The following is a 2,153-nucleotide window of genomic DNA, read 5'->3' on the forward strand; positions in this document are numbered from 1 at the left end:
ATTTGTTCGCGTTCGAGCGCGACGATCCGGCTAAGCGTCACGTTGATCAGGAATGCGGCCACCAAAAGAAAGATCGGCGGCAGCGTGCGGCTCATATTCCTGAGCATGTCGAGCCCGTGTTCCAGAAAGGCGTGTGAGGTCTGATCCTCGCGCCCATATGCTGCTTGTCCACCGTAGCGATCGAGCAACGCGTCGAGGCGCGTGATGACCTCGCCTTCCGAGGCGTCCCGCATTAGGCTGAGAATGACCGAGGAGAATGCGCCGTCCAGGTTGTAGACGCTGGCGAGAGCCTTTTCAGACATCCAGACGATGGCAAAGCGACGCTCGTCCGGCATGCGGTCGCCCGGCCCTATGGCGTAGATAAATTCCGGCGAGAGCGCGATACCCACGACGACGAGGTCGCGCTTGCGGCCGTTGAGAATGGCAGCGAAGTGAGACCCCGGCCTGAATGCATGTGCTTTGGCAAAGCCCTCGGTGACGACAACTTCATCGCCTCGCCCAGGTTCGGGCATCCGGCCTAACCGTATGTACAGCCGATTAAGCGCGGGCTGACGGTCCTCAGGCAACGAAATGAATAGTCCCGTTGCAGGCTCGCTAAACTGAGGAATATCGAGCAGGGCCAATTTGGCAATTCGCCCTTGCACGGCAGCAACTCCGGGGATTTCTGCAATTTGAGTGAGCAGCGTCTTCGGCGCACGCCTGACCAACGCAAAGACATCGGCGAATTGGTGCCTCTCGTAATAAGCAATTCGGGTTTCCTCCAGCGACCGCAAGGAGCCGACAGCAAGAACCACTGTGGACACTCCGCCGGCAATGACGAGAGCGATCGCAAGCGCCTGAGCCCAGAGCCGCACCAGATCACGAAAGAGCTTGATATCCAGGGTGCGCATCGGATCACCAGACGAGCTCGGCGGCAGTTCGGCGCGCCTTGTTCTTGTGAACTCTGGAAATTTGACCGTCGGCGAAGAACAGCACGCGGTCGGCGACGTCCTGGATGCTGGCGTTGTGCGTTATGATGAGGACCGTGGTGCCGAGCTGCGCATTGATGCCCAGCAGTGCCTCGATCACCCGGATGCCCGTCTTGGAATCGAGAGCGCCGGTCGGCTCGTCGCAAAGCAACACGTCGGGGCGCTTGGCGATGGCGCGGGCAATGGCCACGCGCTGCTGCTCGCCACCGGAGAGCTGAGCCGGGAAATGGTGCACCCTCGGTTCAAGTCCAACAAGCGCCAGCGCCTCGTCCGGGCGCATCGGGTGATCGGAAATCTCCGTAACCAGGGCGACATTTTCATAAGCCGTCAGGCTAGGGATCAAATTGTAGAATTGAAAAACGAACCCGACGTGCTGGCGACGATAGGCCGTAAGGCCTCGATCATCGAGGTTGGTCAACTCCTGATCCCTGAAGAACAACTGACCGCTCGTGGCATGGTCAAGCCCGCCCATGATGTTGAGGAGGGTCGACTTGCCGCTGCCTGACGGGCCGAGCAGCACGACCACTTCTCCAGCGAAGATTTCCAGGTCCAGCGCGCAGGGCAAGCACCTGCGTCTCACCCGAGGTGTAAGTTTTGGTCAGCGCTCTGGCGCTGAAGACGAGGTCAGCCATGGCCTTTGGAGATCGCATGTTCGAGGCATTTGTCGCGCCGGCTCCAGGATAGATCCGCGAGTTGGGTTGGGAAAATGCGTCCTCGCCAGCTCAACCCCCTCGTATCTCCGCACCACAGTCATCCCTGCAGATGAGAGCCACATTGACGCAAATCAAAACGAGGAGTCCGAAGGCCATCACTTGTGCCGGCACCGCAACAGACAAGTACTGGGAGCAGGCGTTCAAGTCGTCCGGGTCGTCTGGTTCGGAGCCGGTATTGATTTGCCTCAAAGGAGGCTGGGGCCGGCTACGCTACCATATTGCCGATTGGTGCCCGAGCGCCTGTCCACTTGAACTGAACTAGGATGAGGCCGATGAGAGCAAAGGATGTAATGACTGCAAGGGTTGTTACGGTGTCGCCTGACCACAGCGTAAGACACACAGCACGGATCATGCTGGATCATCGCATCAGCGGCATGCCGGTCGTCGACGATGGCGGCCGCGTGGTTGGAATTGTGAGCGAAGGTGACTTCCTGCGCAGGTCGGAACTCGGTGCCACAGCATTGTCGTCAGG

General features: G+C 59.5%; 1 protein-coding gene and 2 pseudogenes. 1 reads left to right on the top strand and 2 read right to left on the bottom strand.

The window, feature by feature from the left end:
- A pseudogene (locus EOA85_RS33465) lies at positions 1-890 on the bottom strand (ABC transporter permease); the annotation flags it as partial.
- Between the two features lie 4 nt (positions 891-894).
- A pseudogene (locus tag EOA85_RS33470) lies at positions 895-1,600 on the bottom strand (ABC transporter ATP-binding protein).
- Between the two features lie 353 nt (positions 1,601-1,953).
- Here EOA85_RS33470 and EOA85_RS33475 point away from each other — a divergent pair.
- A partial coding sequence (locus tag EOA85_RS33475) for a CBS domain-containing protein (RefSeq protein ID WP_127212561.1) occupies positions 1,954-2,153 on the top strand: 200 nt, incomplete at its 3' end.

It is taken from the genome of Mesorhizobium sp. M5C.F.Ca.IN.020.29.1.1, assembly GCF_003997375.1.
GTDB lineage: Bacteria > Pseudomonadota > Alphaproteobacteria > Rhizobiales > Rhizobiaceae > Mesorhizobium > Mesorhizobium wenxiniae.